The sequence below is a fragment of the Gordonia desulfuricans NBRC 100010 genome (genome assembly GCF_001485495.1).
Lineage (GTDB): Bacteria > Actinomycetota > Actinomycetes > Mycobacteriales > Mycobacteriaceae > Gordonia > Gordonia desulfuricans.
Genome location: NZ_BCNF01000063.1, coordinates 15,472 through 32,553 on the forward strand (window position 1 = coordinate 15,472; position 17,082 = coordinate 32,553).

Sequence of the window (17,082 nt, forward strand, 5' to 3'; positions counted from 1 at the left end):
GGTGGCCACCCCGAACCGTTCCCGCGCCAACCGCTATGCCCGTCGCCGTCGCAAGCGGGTGGCCGCCGCCGACAACGATCTCACCGATCTGCAGTGGGACCGCCTGCGCAGCCTGTGGGCGGGGTGCGCCTACTGCGGCGCCGAAGACGCTGCCCTGCAAAAGGATTGTGTACTCGCGATCTCCCGGGGCGGCCGCTACACCGTGACCAACGTGGTGCCGTGCTGCCGGTCGTGCAATGCCGGTAAATGCAATGCCGAGGTGACCGGCTGGATGCGCCGCAAGAAGCTCGACGAGAAGCGGTTCCTGTTGCGCTATGCCGAGATCCGCGCACTGCTCGCCGATGAGGACATCTGAGTACGCCACACTCTCGACGACTTCCCCACCGCCGGCACCTTGCGCTGCCCGGCGACGGCTCCTATGTTCGGGAGAAGGCCTGACTCGGCGAGCATCTGGACATCACCACCGTCAGAGAGGAAGTTCCGATGGCTCAGGACACGCAGGACCGCAACCCGACACCGGATCCGGCAGAGGAGAACGCATACTTCCCCTCGCCGTAATCGTTGTCCCAATACACCTCCGACAAAACCGATTTCGATGGTCTGGCAACTCAAGACCGCTACACCGGCAGCCGGTGGAAGGTGCTGGTGATCGCGACCGACGAGCGCTACATGCTGATGCGGAACGGCCGTTTCTTCTCCACCGGCAACCATCCGGTGGAGACACTGCTACCCATCCACCACATCGCGCAGGCCGGCTACGGTATCGATGTCGCGACCGTCAGCGGCGGTCCCGGCAAGTTCGAGTGGTGGGCGTATCCGAAGGACGATGCCGCGACGCGCACCGCCCTGGACGCCACCCGCAATGCCTTCAGGTCCCCCAGGCGACTCGCCGACGTCATCGCCGGCGGCCTCGACGACTACGCAGCGATCTTCATCCCCGGTGGCCACGGCGCGATGAACACCATCCCGGCGCACACCGATGTGCGTGATGCGCTGGACTTCTTCCTCGACGGCCGGCTCATCATCACCCTCTGCCACGGGCCGGCCGCATTGCTGGCGGCCGGCGTCGGCCGTGACGCCAATCCGTTCGCCGGATACCGGATCGTCGCCTTCCCGGACTCCCTGGACCTCGGGGCCAACATCGACATCGGATACCTTCCCGGTCAGATGCCGTGGAATCTCGGTGAGCGACTGCGGGAGGCCGGCATCGAGATCGGCAACGACGACATGTCCGGTGCCACCACCCGCGACCGCAACCTGCTCACCGGCGACAGCCCGCTGGCCGCGAACCGACTCGGCAAGGAGTCGGTACTCGCCTTGCTCGAGGAGTTCGGCAGCTGAGCAGTCGCTCCCGACCCTCACCCACCATGCACTGGTCGAGCAGGTCAACCGCGCACACCCCGGACACCCAACCCGATCAGCACCCCCGGCAGGTCGACCGAACACAGCGAGGACGCCGGCCGTCGAAACCGACGCCGGCCGACATCGACACGTCTCGACGCTCGTCCACCGTCACGGCCGGATGTCATCGCGCGGGCACGTCAGCGCTCGCTCGACTCCTGCGCCGGCATCCTCGACGTGTTCTGGCCGTATTCGCCTGCGGCCCAGGAGGCGAGCAGTTGCATGCGTTCGGCCGACGCCGAACCCGGTTCGGCCGCATACACGGTGATCGACAGACCCGGCTCCGATTCCATCTCCATGCCCTCGTAGGCCAGAGTCATCTCGCCGACGACAGGATGGTGGAAGGTCTTGGTTCCCGTCCCGTGGTGGCGGACATCGTGCGATCCCCACCGGGTACGGAATTCGGTGCTGCGGGTGGACAGTTCACCGATCAGATCGTGGAGTTCCTTGTTGTGCGGGTCGCGGCCGGCCTCGGTCCGCAGGATCGCCACCGTGATGTCGGCGAACCTCTCCCAGTCGGGAGAGAAGTCGTGGGCCCGGGCGTCGAGGAAGGTGAACCGGGCGATGTTGGGTGGCTGCCCCGGCATGTCGAAGGTGTCCTTGTAGAACGCCCGGGCGAGGGTGTTGGTGGCCAGGATGTCGAGGCGACCGTTGCGCACGAACGCCGGGCCGTCGGTGATGGCGTCGAGAATCCACTGCAGACTCTCGTGCGGCCGCCAGCTCTTCGGGTTGCGCCGACGCGGCCGGGCAACGGGACTCGCGGCATGCGCCAGGTCGAACAGGTGCGCCCGTTCGGCGTCGTCGAGGAGCAGTGCCTTGGCCAGCGCATCGAGGATCTCCGGTGATGCACCGCTGATCGAGCCGCGCTCGATCTTCGTGTAGTACTCGACGCTGACCCCGGCCAGGATGGCGACCTCGGTGCGCCGCAGTCCCGCCACACGCCGGTTGGTTCCGGCAGGCAGACCGACGTCGTCCGGGGTCACCCGAGCCCGCCGCGAGGTCAGGAACTCCCGCACCTCTGCTCGATTGTCCACGTGTCCCACGGTAGGCCGAGGCCTGCCGGTGTGGGAGGTACCCGCAGTACCTGCATCGAGCGGGGCTCCCACGCATGCGCGAGCGGGGCCACCATGGTCTCCGGAGGGTCGGCACAGCCCCCCCGGCCGAAGTCACCATGCCGACCGCCAGCCGTATGCAGAAGGAATTGACATGACAGACAACACCTTCGACCCGGTGTTCCCGCTGGGAGAGAAGAACGACGCCTTTGCGCAGTACTTCATCGGACAGAGCTACCTTGCTCCGCTGACCACCGAGGGGGTCGCGGTGAGCAATGTGACCTTCGAGCCGGGATGCCGTAACAACTGGCACATCCACCACAGCGATGGCGCCGGTGGCGACCAGATCCTGCTGTGTACCGCGGGCAGTGGCTGGTACCAGGCCCAGGGTGAACCGCCGATCAGCCTGGAACCGGGCACTGTCATCCGGGTCCCGGCCGGGACCACACACTGGCACGGCGCGAAGGCCGACTCCTGGTTCAGTCATCTCGCCTTCATCGTGCCGGGCGAGGGCCTACGCAACGAGTGGCTCGACCCCGTCGCCGATGAGGAGTACCGCCGACTGCCGAAGAACGGAGAGACCGTATGAGCATCCTGACCGAGACCTACACCCTGTCCAACGGGGTCGAGATCCCCAAGCTGGGGCTGGGCACCTGGTTCATCGACGACGACAAGGCCGCGCAGGCCGTCCGTGACGCCGTCGAGATCGGGTACCGCAACATCGACACCGCCCAGGCCTACGGCAACGAACGCGGTGTCGGCGAGGGGGTGCGGACGTCCGGGGTCCCCCGCGACCGGTTGTTCGTGTCGACCAAGCTCGCCGCGGAGATCAAGGATTTCGACGACGCGGTGGCCGCCATCGACGGTTCGCTCGAGACCCTCGGGCTCGACTACGTCGACCTGATGCTCATCCACAGTCCGCAGCCCTGGAACGACTTTCGCGGCGGTGACTACGCCGACGGCAATCGTGCGGCGTGGCGCGCACTCGAAAAGGCCTACACGGAAGGCAAACTGCGCGCTGTCGGCGTCTCCAACTTCCTGTCCGCCGATCTCGCGAACCTCGACGGCGCCACGGTGACTCCCCACGTGAACCAGATACTGGTGCACGCCGGCAACACCCCCGACGATCTGCTCGACCACTGCCGCTCCAAAGAGATTCTGGTGGAGGCATATTCACCGATCGCACACGGCGAGATCCTGGACAACGAGGCGGTGGCGGCGATCGCGGACAGGTACGGTGTGAGCGTGCCGCAGCTGTGCATCCGATACACCCTGCAGCTCGGCACCGTGTCGCTACCGAAGACCGCGAATCCCGAGCACATGCGCGCCAACGCCCGGGTCGACTTCGTGATCTCCGACGACGACATGGATGCCCTGCGAACCCTGCGTGAGCGCGACTACGGCGACTCGAGCGCATTCCCGGTGTACAGCGGTCGGTGACCCAGCCGCCGCCATCTCGGCCGGCGGAGGTTTCGACAACCGGGCGTCCTCGCTACGCTCGGTCGACCTGCTCAACCAACCACCACGCTCAACCAGCCACCGCACCCGGCCGACCAGCCACGATGATTCAACCGACGCGGAGCGCAGCGACAAGACGAGTCGAAATCCCCGCCGGCCGAACCCAATACGCAACCCCAAGCAACCCAGCCACCACCACGATGATTGAGCCGACGCGGAGCGCAGCGACAAGTCGAGTCGAAATCTCCGTGGGCCGAACTCGATACGCAACCAGAAGCGGACAGACCGTACCCGACTCTTCGCCCTATGCCTCGATCGGGTCGTACCAGTCGGCGTTCTTGAGCAGGACCCGGGTGTCGAGGTCACGGTTCCACTCGGGCTCGATGCCGTGCCTGCGGAGGACGGGGAAGACGACGTCGTCGAGCAGGCGGATCACGTCGGCCTTGTACCGGTTCTCCTGCTCGGCTTCGGTGAGTTTGTTGTAGGTCTCCTCGTCGAAGTCCTCGGGAGGGAATGCGCCGTAACCGATGTAGGTCTCGCCGGTCTCGACGAGTCGTTCGGTGTCCTGCTGATGGAAGTAGGCGTAGCCCTTCCAATGTCGGGTGTCGTCGCGCTCGTCCCAGATCTCACCCGATGCGCAGTTGCCGCAGCAGGAGAAGTCGGCACGGGCGACGACGCCGTTGTCGATGAGTTCCTCGAACGCGGTGATCGTGCGGGCGGTGTACTCGCCGATCTCCTTCTGCTGACGCAGCCGGGCGTCGCGTAGCGCGGTGTGCGCAGCGGTGAGCTGGTCTTCGGTGAGCTCGTAGTCGTCGCCGTAGATGTCGATGAACTCGTCGACGTCACCCTGGCCGGTGATCAGCAGGTCCCAGATCTCCTGGGTCAGGTCGGTGCGGGCTTCCTCGTCGAGCGGCAGTTCGGGGAGAACGGCGTACGGCGGGATCTCGTTCGGGTTCTTCGACTCAGCACTCATGGCGCCACCTCCGGACAGTGAGCGGAAGCCGGGCCGATTCACCCGACGGCGACGATGATAGCCATGCTTCCGGCACACGGACCGTTGCCGGACCGTCAGAAGTCGATGAATCCGGCGACGACATCCTCGACGACGCCACCGGCGCCAGATGTTCCGTAGAAGTACACCGACCCGTACCCCCACAGATACTCGTCGATCACGTCATCGAGTTCGCCGCCGACCGGCCATCCCTCCTCGTCGATCTGGAAGAGGAAGCGATGTCCCGCGGCTCGCACGGCGTCACCATAGCCGGGTTCGTTCTGGATGAGGACGGGCTCGTCGTCGATCCGCACCAACGGCACCACGTCGCCGCCGCCACCCGGGACGGTGAGACCGGCCGATCGCAGTCCTAGCCACCCGAGATCAGGCCGGACCCCGCGCGGAGAGGGACTGTGCACAAGCGCCCGCATGGCCATGTCCGGGTACACGAGATCGTCGTCGCCGATGTCGAATCCGTCCCGCAACAGCACCGACACCTCGATGCCCGTCGCCCACCCGGCACAACCGGCGGGCAGCGTCAGCAGGTAGCGATGGGTGCTCAGCAGCGGATGGGTCTCGATCGCCACCGGCGGAGCGCCACCCAGCCGTCCACCGTCGCGGGCATCGGGCAGGGACGGGACGAAGAACGTGGACATGGCCGGAATCCTAGGACGACGCGTGACGCCGCACCGCCGAGGCCTCGTGGTGCCCCGTGCTCAATCCCAGAACCCACCCTTGGTGTATTCGGTGATCGGTCGGAACCCCATGCCGAGCAACCGGGCATCCTCGCATGCCCGTTTGAAGTCGTCGTCACAGACGAGTTCATGGCCGAGGTCGAGGCACAGAAATGCCGCGGCCGCAGGTACCTTCGTCTCGTCGACGACGAACCGTTCCACCGACTCGAGCACCGAAATATTCTGAAAGTGATTGTGGTAGGCGGGTTCTCCACTCGGGTATATCTTGTCGGCCTCGTCTGACGAGGCCTCGAGGTCGATCACCGATGCCCACTCCGACCATCGGAGGTAGGAGTACGGCTTGACCGTCGGCGTCCCACCGGACTGGATGATCTGCACCGGCACCGGATGCACGCCGATGCCGAAGTCCCGGCAGATCTGCAGGAATCGTTCCGACGCCAGCCAGTTGATGCCCCAGTAGTCGAGGTCGATCACCGGATGCCGGGTGGTCAGCACGTACTCCGACGGGATCTCCCCCATTGGCGGGGTGGGCGCGAACGCATCCCATTCCCACCGACGGTCGAGCTCACCCTTGAGCACCACCGGGCATCCGCGCGCCCCGGCCACGTAATCGACGATCCAGAGCGTCAACTCGTCCTCCACCCACGTCTGTGCACGGTCGGCATACCCGACCGGGTCGATCCACCGTATCGGTGACCTACGACCCGGCACCGCCAGCAGGCCCGGACACCGGCCCCACGAAGGGGACCACGAGCGAACATGGGACATTCGCCGTCGGATTCCGGTCCCCACGCAGAACATTCACGACGATGTCCACGGCGGCGGGGTCAAACGGGAATGCGAAATGATCCGTGGTGTCGACTCGGCGCGTCCTGGATGAGGATGTTCCGGACGCCGGCCTCCTCCCCCGGAGCAGATCTGCATCGAACCGGGCGGACCGGACTCAGATCTGCCGTCGCCAGTCGTCGCCGTCCCGATCGAAGACGATGCGGAGGTGGCGTCGGTCAGATGACCCCTGCCAGAACTCGACCCGGCTGGGCACGACCCGCCACAGGGTCCAGTCGTCGGGGTCGACGTCGGCGCGTGCCGCTGCACTGCGGGCCGCGAGGTCGGCCAGGCTCTCGTCTCGGGAGGCCTCGACCACATGTCCGCGCACTCGGACCGACCGGACGATCGGCTGCCACCAGAACGTGAGTGCCGCCTGCGTATTCGCCGCGAGCTGACCGCCTTTCGCGCTCGTCCTGGTGCTCGCGAACGCCCAGCCGCGCGCATCGACGTCCTTGAGCACCAGGACCCGCGCATCGGGCAGACCGGTGGCATCCACCGTCGACATCGTCATCGCGTGCGGTTCGGGCACGGCATGGCGCATCGCGACGTCCAGCCAGTCGAGGAACAGAGTCACCGGATGGTCCGGCACGGCGTCGAGGTCGAGCGGCGGAGCGACACCCGCCAGCGCCGGCAGTTCTCGCAGTAGCGACCGCGTGTCGCCCGGTCTGGTGTCGTCTGTTGTCACGCCGGTCTCTCCTGCCGCAGCCATGGATAGTGCCCCACATGGTTTCACGTGCTCACACCCTGCGGCACATGAACACCAGGTGGTAGTCGCCGATTCTCTCGCGTCGCGTCTCGATGTATCCCAGGCGTCGGTAGAGGCCGATGTTGGCGACGCTGCGTTCCCCGGTGAACAGTTCGACCCGATCGATCTCCTCGGGCAGGTGATCGTCGATCGCCGTCAGGAGCCGGGTTCCCAGCCCGTTCCCCTGCAGGTCCGGCACGACCGTCAGGCGCCCCAGTTCGGCGGTGTCACCCCGAGTTCGGAGCCGGACGGCGGCGACGAGTCGACCATCGCGGCGAATCCCGAGCGCGGTGACGTCCGGATCGGACAGTTCGGCCGTCAGCTCGTCGAGGGTCTGCACCAGTGGCGGGAGCGTGAGGTCGTCGTGCAGGATCGCCTCGCTGACGTACGCCGCGCGCTGCAGGGTGAGTATCTCGCCCGCATCGTCGGGCCCCAGCCGCACGACATCGGGCACACCGTTGTCCACTCTCACGCCTTCCGCTCTCCGTCGTCGATTCCTGGAGACTGGCAGCTTGTTCCGCCTGCGGCAAACCATTTTCCGGTGACGGTGACGCCGGCCGTCCGCGAAACCCTGGTTGCCCCCCGGTGTTTAGATGAGAGCCACGGTCGACGAGCGGAACGGGGTGAACGGTATGGCGCTGCTGGCTGCCGGTCGGCGCCACTCGCTGGCTTGCCGAGGCGACGGCACCGTCCTCGCGTGCGGCGACGGCCGTGCCGGTGAATGCGATGTCGGCGGCTGGTCGGATGTCGTGGCGGTCGCGGCCGGGAATGTCCACGCGGCCCGCAACACCGGCCGTTCCCACACTGTCGGTCTGCGTGCCGACGGCACCGTCGTCGCCACCGGATGGAACGGTGACGGCCAGACCGATGTCGCCGGATGGACTGCGATCGCAGCGGTCGCCGCAGGATGGCGGACGACCCTGGGCCTGCGTGGCGACGGCACCGTGGTGGCCGGCGGACGTCGACGCGAAGGCCAGTGCGACGTCGATGAGTGGCGAGAGATCGTGTGGATCGCGGCCGGAGATTGGCATTCGGTCGGAGTCCGTGCCGATGGAAGTGCCTGCGCCACCGGCAACAATGCTCGCGGGCAATGCGACGTCGGCCGATGGCGGCATCTGACCGCCGTCTCCGCGGGCCATCTGCACACGGTCGGCCTGCGGCGTGATGGGATGGTCGTCGCCGCCGGAGACCGCCGCAGCGGCGCCTGCGACGTCGAGGACTGGCGCGATGTCTCGGCGGTGGTGGCGGGTAGCCACCACACCGTCGCGCTCTACGCCGACGGAACCGTACATGCTGTCGGGGACAACGACTTCGGGCAGTGTGATGTCCACGAGTGGAAGAACATCACCGCGATCGCCGCGGGATCGGCGCACACTATCGGGCTACACGTCGACGGAACCGTGGTGGCGACCGGCGCCGACACCGACGGCCAGTGCGATGTGGCGGACTGGGATCGGGGCGACTGATCGTCTCGGGTCCGCTGCCCGAACCGTCGCCTGGTCGAATCGAGAGCCCGGCGATGACAAGCACTCCGGTGACATCAGCGGTCATCCTCACCGCACGACGCCGACGATCAGGATGATCGTGGCCGCCATCATGGCGGGCGCGAGCGACACCAGCAGGAAGTCGACGGCACCCTCCCTCGCCCGCGTCGAGGTGTGGGCCCCCGCCGCGCCCGGCGCGAACCTGTGACCGGCACCCCAGATCGCCGCCAGTTGCGTTGCCAGCCAGTTGGCATAGGTGCCATACGCGAGCAGCACCACCGTGACGACCTGCCACACGTGAGGCAGTTCCAGATACGGCCAGAGCAGGCCGACGACGATGAGGAACGGTCCGTTCGTCATACCTTGCAGGTGACTGGCCAGTCCCATCCGTGGGTTCTTCACCGCCGGGACCGCGAGTCCGGTGACCAAACCCAGGAGGAACAGCACCAAGCCCAGGACGAACAGCACTGTCTGCACGATCTGATCGTAGAAAGCAGGGCTACCGGCCCTCCCGCTGTTCGCCGATGTTGCCCCGACCTGGAACGCTGCCGTGACCTGACCGTCGTTCAGCGCAGATCCGCGTCGGTCAGCGCGCACGTCGTACGGATTTCGGTCGCGTGTGGCCCGTCGACGGTCATCTCGACACTTCCCCAGTGGCGCAAGGAAGTCGGACGATCAGACCGGCCGGTCACACACCAGAAGGTGGAAGGCCCCCGGCTTGTCACCCACGCGCCTGTCGTCGATCGGATCGAAACCCGCGTCGCGCAGGGCCGACACGAGCTGGTCGATCGGCCGCAGCCGAAACCCGGTGCGGGTAAAGGGCATTGTGGACATCTGGTCGGGGTCACCGACTCCGAGTACCAATCGCCCGCCCGGCGCCAGCACCCTGGCCAGTTCACGCAGCGCGGTGGCGAGATCGGATACGAAGTAGATCGTGTTCGTCGAGATGATCGCGTCCAGCGCGGAATCGGCGAGAGGCAGACTCTCCATCCGGCCGGACTGCAGATGTAGCCGCCCGCGAGCGATGTCCGAGGAGAAGCGGTGCCGTGCTTCGGCGAGCATCGTCTCCGACATCTCGACACCGTGAACAACCGTGCCATCGCATTCGAGCAGGGCCTCGAGTCCGACGCCGCCGAAGCCGATGTCGGCGACGTGGGCCGCCGGTCCGCACTCTGTGGCGGCGACTGCCGCGACGACGATCGACCGATTGGTCCGATTGAGCAACCGTCCGACGATTCGGCCTGCGAACCCGGTCGGTTCACCGAGCTGGCGAGCCAACGCGGTGAGCGCACGGTCGACGAGCGACATGCCCATCATTAGAGCAGCTATCGGAAGCCGCGTCGTCCGAATCTCGGTCACGCCGTCGACCAGTGGACCGACATCACCGTGATCGCCACGCTCCGGTCACCGTTCTCGGTCGGTCCCCGCTGCTAGATTCTGAGCACTCATGACGCCTTTCGGGAAGGGCACGATGGACCAGGCCACTCTCTGCCTCACTCGCTACTACCGCGACGTCCAGGAGCGGGCGAATCTTCAAGACTTCGACTTCGGTTCGTCCTCGCCGTTCGACGAGACCTCGCTCGACGATCTCACCTCCGGCCGGTTGGGCCCCGCCACCACGGCTGCACTCTTCCACCAGGCGAACGAACGCAAGTCCGGGCCCGGACGGCGGTCCGGCAGTGGCCGGACATCGACGCCGGAGATGCCACCCGAGGATTCGAAACCCATCGATGTGGTGATCTCGCTCGTGACCCTGGAGGGAGTGAAGAAGAACGGCCTTCTACTGCTGCCTGCCTCCGTGCGACCTGATGGCACGCTCGACGCCGACCTCGAGTCGAAGCCACCCTGGATTCCGGCCGGCCGGTTGAGCTCCGCCAAGGTGGCAGACCTCGAGGTCATGGTCGGCCCGTTGGCGTCGTTCTGGAGCCACCGGCTGAAGACGTGGCCGCGGGAGGTGTCGAAAGCCGACTCCTGGGCTGCCGCGGTGCAGGCGACACAGCGGATGTTTGCCGCGGTCGCGGCTCCCGACCTCGACCGGATGGCCGCCGATGCCGGTACCGAGGTCATCCGCGACAGGTGCTTCATCTCCACGGAGGAGGTGATCATCGCCAACGGGGCGATCCTCGATCTCTACAAGTTCCTCTCGGACAAGCAACCGAAGGTTCCGGCCTATGAACGGCTGGTCTCGCTCACCGGAACACAACGACGACCCTCGGACACGATCGACAGCGATCTCACCACGCTCGTGCCCGCCGCCCTGGCGTCCTGCGGCAGCATGAGTGATCGGCATCCGCTGACGCCGTCCCAGCGCCGGGCGGTGCATGGGTTCGCCCTCGACACTCTCGGCCAGAACCCGCTGACCGCGGTGAGCGGTCCTCCGGGAACCGGGAAGACGACGATGCTGCAGTCGGTCGTCGCCAGCACCATCGTCCGACATGCTCTCGATGGTCTTCGGGCGCCGCTGATCGTCGGAACGTCGACCAACAACCAGGCCGTCACCAACATCATCGACTCGTTCAACTCGGTCGCCAAGGACATGCCCGGACCGCTGGACCGTCGGTGGCTTCCGCGGGCCGACGAGAACGGGGCCACCGGCGAGTCATTGTCGGGGTTGGCCACCTACTGCCCTTCCCAACAGAAGGCGCGAGAGGCTCGGGCCAACGGATATCTGGTCGAGGACAGCCGGTAACGCGGTGTGTACTCCGAGTATTCGGAGCCTGAGTACGTGTCTCAGGCGACGGCGTTCTTTCTCACGAGGCTTCGCGAGTATGCCGATTCCACCGGCGGGATGGTGCGGGTGGCAACATCGCTCGCCGATGCGATCAGCGCGCTGCGCACTGCACTCTCCCGGGTCGATCACAGTCGCAGGGTGCTGATCACCACGCGGGCGAAGGCCGAAGGATCACCCGCCGCCAGGGACAAGGTCGTTCTCGAAGGTCAGATCGAGCATATCGAACGCGAACGGGAGCACTGCCGGTCGCGGTTGGAGTTCTGGGCCGAAACCCGTTCTCGGGCAGCGGCCTACCCGAACAGTCGCCCCGACGACGAGCGCTTCGTCATCGAGGCGAACCACGATCCGAAGGAACCCGCGGGCCGCCGGCAGAGCCTTTCGGACTACGTCTCGTTCTACGACTACTGGGTGACGGAATGGTCCATGCGCGTCGACGACGCTCGCGGTCGGCACAGAATGGCCGCGGACCAGGTCATCAGAGAATCGGCTCCGACACCCGAGGTGCACGATGCGGTTCGGTGGATCCAGCGCCTCGGCAATATCGACGACGCCACCGGCGCTCAGATCGCCTACGCCACAAGCCTTCTTCAGCTCGACAGACTCGTCGATACCACCGCCCGGTACACGGAGTTCTGGCTCGCGATCCACCTGTACGAGGCCGAGTGGTTGCGGGCAGCCGCCGGTGAGTCACTCATCCGGAAGGACGATCGCTGGCGGACGACCGCAGAAGTGATGGGCCGGTATTGGGAGCAGATTCCTGCGCTGACGCCATGCTTCGTCATGACCGCCTACCAATTGCCCAAGTATTTCAAGCTGTCCAGGAAGGGCGGCGGCCACACCTTCGACCACGGGCGCGCCGATCTGCTGATCGTCGACGAAGCGGGCCAGGTGGACACCTCGGTCGGTGCCGCAGCCTTCGCCGTGACCAAGCGGGCCCTGGTGGTCGGCGATGTTCGGCAGTTGGCGCCGGTATGGAGCATCGACCCGGTTTCCGATTCGGAAATCGCAGCGGTTCATAGACTTTCAGAGCGATGGACCGCACTGGAGGAGCGCGGGCTCACATCGTCGGATCATTCGTCGGTGATGGCCGCCGCGAGTACGGCCGGTATCTGGTCCTACGGCGGGGACGAGCTGCCCGGGCTGTTCCTGTCCGAGCACTTCCGTTGCCACCCCGGCATCATCGACTACTGCAATGCACTGCTGTACAAAGGGCTGCTCGTCCCGAGCCGTCCCCTCGACGGGTACAAGCTCGACGGCAAGACGCCGAGCCCGTTCTTGTTCTGCGAGGTGTCCGGGTCGCAGGACAAGAGAAGCGGTTCGAGTCGGGTGAACGAGCGTGAAGCGGCCGCAGTCGCCGAGTGGGTCGTCGCGAACTACGACTACTTCGACGACATCTACAACGCCGACGGCACCAGCCCGGGCGCCGTCATCGGAGTCGTCACCCCCTTCGCTGCGCAGGCCAGGCTCATCTCACGCAAGATCCGCGAGATCGGCGACGCGAGCCTGTCGAAGAAGATCACCGTGGGCACCGCACATCGGCTTCAGGGCGCCGAGCGCCCGGTGGTGCTCTTCTCGTCGGTGTACGGCGACAACTCGCCCCAGGCATCCTTCGTCGACGCCACCCTCGAACTCATGAACGTCGCCGTCTCCCGAGCCAAGGATCTGTTCATCGTCTTCGGCGGAGCGGTCCGACGCAAGGACGACGGACCGGTGTTCTCCCTGGTCCGCAAGCTCGCGACCGTGGACGCCTGCGAGTTCGCGCATCCGACGGCGACGGCCCCCAGCGCCGCACCCAACCACCCGACCCCGCCGGTAGCGGCTGCCGAGACGGTCGCCACCACAACACCGAGCGGCAGCGCTTTCGACGTCTTCGGTCGCGATCAACCCGGCTACATGATCGGCAGGGACCTTGTCGCGCACTGGGATACGGCCCACGGGATTCCGAAGCACCAGAACCTCTCGGTCGTCGCGCTCAACCGCGCGCTGGAGAATGCCGGCCTGATCGAACGCACCGCCGATGGCACGACGCCGACCGCCGCCGGCTCCGTGTTGGGAATCGCCGCCTACGAGGGAACCGGCACGAACGGCCGGTACGTGAATGTCATCTACTCACCCCGAGCCCAGGAAGCCCTCACCGCGATGATGAAAGACGGGGGAATCGGCTGACGGATTCGACAAGAACCGGAACTCCACCGGGTTCCGGCACGGAGAACCATCTGCCAGACGAAGACTCACCGGACCCGGTGAGCACGAACAGCGTGTGCGCGAGGTTCAGCGTGCTCTCGAGTGGGCCGCGCGAAGCGAGGCATCCAGTGCGGCTTGGAGCTGGGAGACTCGGGTCTTGGTGGCCGGCGCAACCGGGTATCGGCTGAGGACATCGATCAGGGTCGGCGTAGCGCGTCGACAGGCCTCCTCGATTGCTCGAGTTCCGCATGCAGGGTCGCCGTCCGCCTGGAGTTCTGCAATGCGCGCGGCGCTCGCGGCGGCACGCAGGATGTGCCCGACCTGGCTGGCTTGCGCGATCGGGTGCAGGTACGCAGCAGCAGCTGCATCACCGGCAGAACGAGCGGCGAGGCGAGCGATCTCGGTGGACGATTCCTTGGCCGCGCGGTGTGCGTCGAGCGAAGCCATGCGCTGAAGCTTGGTGCGGGGTGCGCCGTTCACAAACGTCCATGCGGAGTCCACTGCAACACGTGGTCGCGGATCATCTGGATGCATCTCTTCAAACGCCGGAAGGATGCGCTGAGCAGTCTCAGCGACGAAGCGCGCAACCACACGCAGTTCATCCATGGTCAGTTCGAAGTCACCCGACACGGTCGTCACGAACCCAACTCCCTACATGTACGACGGCCCCAGCGGCTCCGGCACTGTCAGGCGGTCCCGAGCGGCTCGATAGCGTCAACCCGGTCGCCCAGGGCACGCCGCTCGATCCGCAGTTCATAGTGGGACTGCAGGTTCATCCAGAACTCTTCGGAGGCGCCGAAGTACCGCGCCAGCCGAATCGCCGTGTCTGCGGTGATCCCCCACTTGCCGTGCACGATCTCGTTGATTCGGCGCGGCGGCACACCGATCGAAACGGCCAGCTTGTTCTGCGTGATCCCGAAGCCCTCGATGAAGTCCTCCAGCCGGTTCCCGGCGGGACCCGGAGGTCTTCGACATCCTTCGCCGCATGGATCAGCTCGAGCTTCCGCAGGGTCGTCCGCTGTACCGTCCGATCGACGCGCTTGACCTACTGCTCGTGCCAGATGCGCTCGGTGCCCTTGCTGCCGAACGATCTGATCACGCGGACAACCTATAACGCAGGGCGTCAATAACGCTAGACGTTAAACCGGAATTCCACCACGTCGCCGTCCTGCATGACGTAGTCCTTGCCTTCCATCCGCACCTTGCCCGCAGCTTTGGCTGCGGCCATGGAGCCGGCGGCATCGAGATCGTCGAAGGACACGATCTCGGCCTTGATGAAGCCCTTCTCGAAGTCGGTGTGGATGACGCCGGCGGCCTGCGGGGCGGTGTCGCCCTTGTGGATGGTCCAGGCGCGCGACTCCTTGGGACCGGCGGTCAGGTAGGTCTGCAGGCCGAGGGTGTGGAAGCCGGCGCGGGCCAGCGACCGCAGGCCGGGCTCGTCCTGGCCGATCGAGTCGAGCAGTTCCTGGGCGTCGGCCTCGTCGAGCTCGAGCAGTTCGCTCTCCACCTTGGCGTCGAGGAACACCGCGTCGGCGGGTGCGATCGAGGCCTTGAGCTCGGCCTTGCGCGCGTCGTCGGTGAGCACCGACTCGTCGGCGTTGAACACGTAGAGGAACGGCTTGGCCGTCATCAGGTGCAGTTCGCGCACCAGCGAGGTGTCGAAGGAGTCCTTCGCGGCGAACAGGGTGCTGCCCGAGGTCAGGATCTCTTCGGCCTTCTTGGTGGCCTCGAGCACCTCGACGAGGTCCTTGTTCTTGCGTGCATCCTTCTCCAGGCGCGGGATGGCCTTCTCGATGGTCTGCAGGTCGGCGAGGATCAGCTCGGTCTCGATCACGGAGATGTCGGCGAGCGGATCGACCCGGCCGTCGACGTGCACGACGTCGTCGTCGGCGAAGACGCGGACCACCTGGCAGATGGCGTCGGCTTCACGGATGTTGGCCAGGAACTGGTTGCCCATGCCCTCGCCCTCGGAGGCGCCCTTGACGATGCCGGCGATGTCGACGAACGACACGGTGGCGGGCAGGATCCGCTCGCTGCCGAAGATCTCGGCGAGCCGGACGAGCCGGGTGTCGGGCAGTTCGACCACGCCGATGTTGGGCTCGATGGTGGCGAACGGGTAGTTCGCGGCGAGCACGTCGTTGCGGGTCAGCGCGTTGAACAGGGTGGACTTGCCGACGTTGGGCAGCCCGACGATACCGAGGGTGAGACTCACGGGCGCACAGTCTATCGGCCGGTCACGCCGGGTCGGGCGAGGCCTCCCCGTCGGGCACCGGATCGTCGACGGCAGGAGGTTCTCGGCCGGGCGGTGTCTCGCCGACGCGGATCGCGATCTGCTCGTTGAGGTAGCGCAGGATCACCGCGATCACCGCTGCGGCGGGCACGGCGAGGAAGGCTCCGGTGATGCCGAACAGGCTGCCGCCGAGGGTCACCGCGAGCAGCACGATCACCGCGTGCAGGTCCATCGACTTGGCCTGCAGCCACGGCTGCAGCACGTTGCCCTCCAACTGCTGCACCACCAGGATGATCGCGAGCACGATCAGCGCGGTGGTCAGCCCGTTGGAGACCAGCGCGATCAGCACTGCGAGAGACCCGGCGACAAAGGCACCGACGATCGGGATGAACCCGCCGAGGAAGGTGATCACCACCAGCACTCCGGCCAGCGGGACCTGCAGGATGAACAGCCCGAGGCCGATGAAGAAGGCGTCGATGAAGCTGACGATCGCCTGGGTGCGGATGAAGCCGCCCAGGGTGTTCCACATCCGGGTCAGGACCTCGCCGAGGTGGGTGCCGACCGATGCGCCCACGGTGCGGTCGAGCCACGGCACGAACCGCGGACCGTCCTTGAGGAAGAAGAACACCAGGATCAGCGTGGTGAACAACGTGACCAGCAACGACGTGGCGGTGCCGACACCGCTGAACACACCGGAGGCGATCGTCGACGCACTCGACTGCAGCTTCCCGGTGATCGCGTGGACGGCGTTGTCGAGTTGCTCGTCGCGGATGTTGAGCGGCGGCCCCTGCACCCAGTCCTGCAACTCGTGCACACCCTGGATGGCACGCGAGGCGAGGTCCGGGGCCTGGTCGATGATCGACGGCACGATCAGCCCGATCACCCCGCCGAGGACACCGACGCCGATCAGCATCATCAGCAGCGACGCCGCGGCCGGGGGTACCCGGCGGTTACGCAGCCACCGCACCGGCGGCCACAGCAGCGTGCACACGATGATCGCGAACAGCACCGGCAGCAGGATCACCCAGATCCGGCCGACCACCCACATCAGGACGGCGAATGCGGCGACACACAGGATGAACTGGGCGCCGACCATCGCGCTGGATCGCAGACCTCCGAGGAAGACCTGGGTACGGGTCGGATACTGGTCGGGTTTCACAGCCTCGACGGATCCGTCGGGTTCGGGAGCGCTGTCGGAATCGTGCGCTGCGGCGTCGGTCACGCGTCGATCCTCACATAACGACCGCATCGCGGCGCGCAGGCACGGCCCGGACGTCAGCGGG

At 66.3% G+C, this 17,082-nt stretch carries 18 protein-coding genes and 1 pseudogene; 7 read left to right on the forward strand and 12 right to left on the reverse strand.

From position 1 onward, the window contains the following. The first annotated feature begins 1 nt into the window (after window position 1). Complete coding sequence (locus GD1_RS10880; RefSeq protein ID WP_059037023.1) at window positions 2-355, forward strand: HNH endonuclease; 354 nt, start codon at window positions 2-4, stop codon at window positions 353-355. A 128-nt stretch (window positions 356-483) separates the two neighbouring features. Further along, window positions 484-1,341: pseudogene (hchA, locus tag GD1_RS10885) on the forward strand (glyoxalase III HchA). Window positions 1,342-1,541: 200 nt separating this feature from the next. Here hchA and GD1_RS10890 read toward each other — a convergent pair. Further along, the gene (locus tag GD1_RS10890; RefSeq protein ID WP_059037024.1) at window positions 1,542-2,435 is read right to left on the reverse strand and encodes a helix-turn-helix domain-containing protein; all 894 of its coding nucleotides are present in this window, start codon (window positions 2,433-2,435) and stop codon (window positions 1,542-1,544) included. A gap of 172 nt (window positions 2,436-2,607) precedes the next feature. Here GD1_RS10890 and GD1_RS10895 point away from each other — a divergent pair, with 172 nt between their 5' ends. Further along, complete coding sequence (locus tag GD1_RS10895; RefSeq protein WP_059037025.1) at window positions 2,608-3,042, forward strand: cupin domain-containing protein; 435 nt, start codon at window positions 2,608-2,610, stop codon at window positions 3,040-3,042. Beyond that, window positions 3,039-3,893: an aldo/keto reductase gene (locus GD1_RS10900; protein ID WP_059037026.1), complete on the forward strand. Its 855-nt coding sequence runs from the start codon at window positions 3,039-3,041 to the stop codon at window positions 3,891-3,893. Before GD1_RS10895 ends, GD1_RS10900 begins: the two co-directional genes overlap by 4 nt. A 322-nt stretch (window positions 3,894-4,215) precedes the next feature. Here GD1_RS10900 and GD1_RS10905 read toward each other — a convergent pair whose 3' ends face one another. From GD1_RS10905 to GD1_RS10925, 5 genes are all read right to left on the reverse strand, one after another. Beyond that, window positions 4,216-4,884, reverse strand: a complete 669-nt coding sequence (locus GD1_RS10905; protein WP_059037027.1) for a DUF6891 domain-containing protein — start codon at window positions 4,882-4,884, stop codon at window positions 4,216-4,218. 95 nt (window positions 4,885-4,979) lie between these two features. After that, window positions 4,980-5,558 (reverse strand): hypothetical protein, encoded by a 579-nt coding sequence (locus GD1_RS10910; RefSeq protein ID WP_059037028.1) that lies wholly within the window; start codon window positions 5,556-5,558, stop codon window positions 4,980-4,982. Window positions 5,559-5,618: 60 nt separating this feature from the next. Next, complete coding sequence (locus GD1_RS10915; protein ID WP_157079438.1) at window positions 5,619-6,227, reverse strand: imm11 family protein; 609 nt, start codon at window positions 6,225-6,227, stop codon at window positions 5,619-5,621. Between the two features lie 313 nt (window positions 6,228-6,540). Beyond that, window positions 6,541-7,110: a pyridoxine/pyridoxamine 5'-phosphate oxidase gene (locus GD1_RS10920; RefSeq protein ID WP_244882657.1), complete on the reverse strand. Its 570-nt coding sequence runs from the start codon at window positions 7,108-7,110 to the stop codon at window positions 6,541-6,543. A gap of 52 nt (window positions 7,111-7,162) precedes the next feature. Beyond that, the gene (locus GD1_RS10925; protein WP_244882659.1) at window positions 7,163-7,642 is read right to left on the reverse strand and encodes a GNAT family N-acetyltransferase; all 480 of its coding nucleotides are present in this window, start codon (window positions 7,640-7,642) and stop codon (window positions 7,163-7,165) included. A gap of 121 nt (window positions 7,643-7,763) precedes the next feature. Between GD1_RS10925 and GD1_RS10930 the strand changes: the two genes are divergently transcribed. After that, window positions 7,764-8,636 carry an RCC1 domain-containing protein gene (locus GD1_RS10930; RefSeq protein WP_238403450.1) on the forward strand — a complete coding sequence of 291 codons (873 nt, stop codon included), beginning with the start codon at window positions 7,764-7,766 and terminating at the stop codon, window positions 8,634-8,636. An 87-nt stretch (window positions 8,637-8,723) separates the two neighbouring features. Here the strand turns inward: GD1_RS10930 and GD1_RS10935 are convergent, their stop codons facing one another. Next, entirely contained in the window at window positions 8,724-9,131 is a 408-nt protein-coding gene (locus GD1_RS10935) for a styrene oxide isomerase (protein ID WP_059037056.1), read from the reverse strand. 198 nt (window positions 9,132-9,329) lie between these two features. Continuing rightward, window positions 9,330-9,962, reverse strand: a complete 633-nt coding sequence (locus tag GD1_RS10940; RefSeq protein WP_059037057.1) for a class I SAM-dependent methyltransferase — start codon at window positions 9,960-9,962, stop codon at window positions 9,330-9,332. 139 nt (window positions 9,963-10,101) lie between these two features. Here GD1_RS10940 and GD1_RS10945 point away from each other — a divergent pair, with 139 nt between their 5' ends. Both GD1_RS10945 and GD1_RS10950 read left to right on the forward strand, forming a co-directional pair. Continuing rightward, complete coding sequence (locus GD1_RS10945) at window positions 10,102-11,343, forward strand: hypothetical protein (RefSeq protein ID WP_157079439.1); 1,242 nt, start codon at window positions 10,102-10,104, stop codon at window positions 11,341-11,343. 6 nt (window positions 11,344-11,349) lie between these two features. Then, window positions 11,350-13,551, forward strand: a complete 2,202-nt coding sequence (locus tag GD1_RS10950; protein WP_059037032.1) for a DEAD/DEAH box helicase — start codon at window positions 11,350-11,352, stop codon at window positions 13,549-13,551. A gap of 105 nt (window positions 13,552-13,656) precedes the next feature. Here the strand turns inward: GD1_RS10950 and GD1_RS24265 are convergent, their stop codons facing one another. The 4 genes from GD1_RS24265 to GD1_RS10965 form a co-directional block, all read right to left on the reverse strand. Next, window positions 13,657-14,208: a putative immunity protein gene (locus GD1_RS24265; protein WP_244882662.1), complete on the reverse strand. Its 552-nt coding sequence runs from the start codon at window positions 14,206-14,208 to the stop codon at window positions 13,657-13,659. 47 nt (window positions 14,209-14,255) lie between these two features. Next, window positions 14,256-14,510 (reverse strand): HigA family addiction module antitoxin, encoded by a 255-nt coding sequence (locus GD1_RS10955; protein WP_059037058.1) that lies wholly within the window; start codon window positions 14,508-14,510, stop codon window positions 14,256-14,258. A gap of 191 nt (window positions 14,511-14,701) precedes the next feature. After that, window positions 14,702-15,781 (reverse strand): redox-regulated ATPase YchF, encoded by a 1,080-nt coding sequence (gene ychF, locus GD1_RS10960; RefSeq protein WP_059037033.1) that lies wholly within the window; start codon window positions 15,779-15,781, stop codon window positions 14,702-14,704. Window positions 15,782-15,803: 22 nt separating this feature from the next. After that, on the reverse strand, window positions 15,804-17,048 hold the full coding sequence (locus GD1_RS10965; protein ID WP_082366124.1) for an AI-2E family transporter: 1,245 nt from the start codon (window positions 17,046-17,048) through the stop codon (window positions 15,804-15,806). Between the last annotated feature and the right edge of the window lie 34 nt (window positions 17,049-17,082).

Excerpts from the sequence above, each read along its gene's own strand:
- GD1_RS10895 (WP_059037025.1), top strand. The coding sequence starts at position 2,608 with ATGACAGACAACACCTTCGACCCGGTGTTCCCGCTGGGAGAGAAGAAC.
- GD1_RS10900 (WP_059037026.1), top strand. The coding sequence starts at position 3,039 with ATGAGCATCCTGACCGAGACCTACACCCTGTCCAACGGGGTCGAGATC.
- GD1_RS10905 (WP_059037027.1), bottom strand. The coding sequence starts at position 4,884 with ATGAGTGCTGAGTCGAAGAACCCGAACGAGATCCCGCCGTACGCCGTT.
- GD1_RS10910 (WP_059037028.1), bottom strand. The coding sequence starts at position 5,558 with ATGTCCACGTTCTTCGTCCCGTCCCTGCCCGATGCCCGCGACGGTGGA.
- GD1_RS10930 (WP_238403450.1), top strand. The coding sequence starts at position 7,764 with ATGAGAGCCACGGTCGACGAGCGGAACGGGGTGAACGGTATGGCGCTG.
- GD1_RS10940 (WP_059037057.1), bottom strand. The coding sequence starts at position 9,962 with ATGTCGCTCGTCGACCGTGCGCTCACCGCGTTGGCTCGCCAGCTCGGT.
- GD1_RS10945 (WP_157079439.1), top strand. The coding sequence starts at position 10,102 with ATGACGCCTTTCGGGAAGGGCACGATGGACCAGGCCACTCTCTGCCTC.
- GD1_RS10965 (WP_082366124.1), bottom strand. The coding sequence starts at position 17,048 with ATGCGGTCGTTATGTGAGGATCGACGCGTGACCGACGCCGCAGCGCAC.